The organism is Bradyrhizobium sp. STM 3809, assembly GCF_000239795.1.
GTDB lineage: Bacteria > Pseudomonadota > Alphaproteobacteria > Rhizobiales > Xanthobacteraceae > Bradyrhizobium.
The window spans coordinates 1-564 of record NZ_CAFJ01000704.1; the positions used below are offsets into that span (position 1 = coordinate 1).

Here is a 564-nt window from a genome sequence, read left to right on the forward strand (position 1 = left end):
GCCCGGGCGATGGGGGCAAGAACGCCGATCCCCAGGGAGAGCACGAAGGACACCGTAAAACCATTGCGCGGGGGAGGCCGTTTGGTGGCCCGACCTGTGGTGACTGCCGCCTGCTTTCTTCTCTGCAGGCGGGCCATGGGCCGCGGTCAGCACCCGGCCTTCCCCGCGCCCTCTCGTTTGACGAGGGCTGACGGCCGTATCACCCGGGCACGTCGTGCCGCGGGATCGCGAGCGCGCATGCCGATCGCATCTTCACGACGCCGCCGTCCATCAAGTTCGGACGGTCGAGGGCATGGAGTTCATCGCTCGACAGCGGGCGACGGCAGCGCCGGTGCGGCGCCGTCGCCGCCCTGCTCGAGGGCGTCAGAGCTGCGTCGCCCGCAGTTCGATCGTCACCGGGGTCGCGGTGCGCTTGGTCGCCGGATCGGCCGGCATCTGCAGCACGCGGGCGCGCTGGCCGGTGGCGAGGTCGGTGACCTTGACGACGCGGCCGTTGGAAAATTCGAGCGCGTCGTGGTGCTCGGTCGGCTTGTTGGTGTCGACCTGGCGGAAGCGGGCGAGATG

The 564-nt window shown here is 70.2% G+C and carries 1 pseudogene; it reads right to left on the minus strand.

Annotated features, from left to right (window positions below):
- Positions 1-363: 363 nt before the first annotated feature.
- Positions 364-564, minus strand: a pseudogene (locus BRAS3809_RS30830) (hypothetical protein); the annotation flags it as partial.